The 1,604-nt window shown below is 37.0% G+C and carries 1 protein-coding gene; it reads right to left on the bottom strand.

Annotation, left to right across the window (positions count from 1 at the left end):
- Window positions 1–156: 156 nt before the first annotated feature.
- On the bottom strand, window positions 157–1,023 hold the full coding sequence (locus R2R28_RS29015; RefSeq protein WP_316829155.1) for a DUF808 domain-containing protein: 867 nt from the start codon (window positions 1,021–1,023) through the stop codon (window positions 157–159).
- Window positions 1,024–1,604: the final 581 nt, after the last annotated feature.

Here is a 1,604-nt window from a genome sequence, read left to right as displayed (position 1 = left end):
AGCAACACTTTTTGGTAAATCAGGTGTTTAGGGCGATTTAATAAACCTGATGGGTTTGATATATAAAGCGCGCCGTAATAACATACTTATATAGTAGCATTGAATCTGATTTGCTAAAAAAAATTAAAAATCCAACCTGTAGACTTCGGAAATTCTTTATTTTTTGACCATTGCTAATAGTTTTTTACCCGCCATTACAACAAGCACAGAGGCTAATCCAGCGGCTAATCCAAAACCAAATTCTCTAAGAATTGAAGGTAAAGTATGAAGAACATCATGTAGAAAGCCGACATTATGCGCGAAAATCCCACCTGAAACCAAAATTAACGCTACTGTTCCTACAACACTTAATATTTTTATTATAACTGGTAAAGAACGAACCAGCAACTTGCCGATAACCGAAAGGATACCTTTTTCGCCTGAGGCCTTCATTAAGCGATATCCAGCATCATCCATTCTAACAATAATAGCTACGATGCCATAAACACCAACGGTAGCCAACAAAGCTACAGCCGATACGGTCATAATTTGTATCAATAACTTTTCTTCGAGCACACTTCCCAAAGCAATAATTACGATTTCTATTGATAAAATAAAATCGGTAATAATCGCTGATTTGATTTTCGCTTTTTCCACTAGCTCCCCCTCCTGGATGACTTCTTTTGCCTCTACATGTGAAGGCTTTGATCGATGAATAAAATATTCAACAATTTTCTCCACCCCTTCATACGCCAGGTATAAGCCGCCTAGTACCAAGATCACTTTAATCGCTATTGGAAAAAAGAAATTGAGTAATAATGCTATCGGGACGATAATAAGCTTATTCAAGAATGACCCTTTTGTGATTGCCCACAGTACGGGCAATTCTCTCGAAGAAAGAAAACCAGTCGATTTTTCTACGTTTACGGCTAAATCATCTCCTAAAATACCTGCAGTCTTTTTGGCCGCTACCTTAGCTGTTACCGCTACATCGTCCATTAAAGCACCTATATCATCCAAAATCGCAAAAAAACCTGAAGCCATATCTAAATTCAATTAAGCCGCAAAATATCAAATCCTTTCCAGATTTGGACAATCATATTTAAATCATTAAGGCTGATATGGGCTAAAATAATATTCGAGAAATAGTGCTTATTTGATAAACTTATTACTGTAAAATTCCTAAAGTGCTTCACTAAGGAAGAATCAATTACAAAGTCCTGGCACGATACCGTTAAAGAACACGACAATTTAATTACCTACCGAAGAGTTAACTGTTTTTCTGGGATAGCTTTCAAGTAATGTATTTTTAGGAGCGCAGTGCCTTTAAGTTGTATTTAGGGTTCTGTCCTGCTGTGCACTGCAATCCTTTTGGGAAACCTTTGGTGTAAATAATCTACCTTTGCCCAAAAGGGATTTCCGCTGCCATCAGGCTAGCTGGCAAGGTCCGGTATCCAGATTCCTCATAAATTATCTTAACTTAATGCTAAATTATACAGTAAACCCTATTGCTGTCCTTCTTATCATTAAGGGCTTAAAGACATTAAGAAGGTAATGTTGGGAAAAGTTGAGCAGTACAGCATGAAGTGGTTATAAACGAAGAAAACCCTATAACATTACTGTTA

Origin of the sequence: Pedobacter miscanthi (assembly GCF_032678605.1) — a bacterium.
Lineage (GTDB): Bacteria > Bacteroidota > Bacteroidia > Sphingobacteriales > Sphingobacteriaceae > Pedobacter > Pedobacter miscanthi_A.
This window is presented reverse-complemented; position numbering and strand designations above follow the sequence as displayed.

Bases quoted from the DNA above. Each gene is read 5' to 3' on its own strand.
- R2R28_RS29015 (WP_316829155.1), bottom strand. From the start codon at position 1,023: ATGGCTTCAGGTTTTTTTGCGATTTTGGATGATATAGGTGCTTTAATG.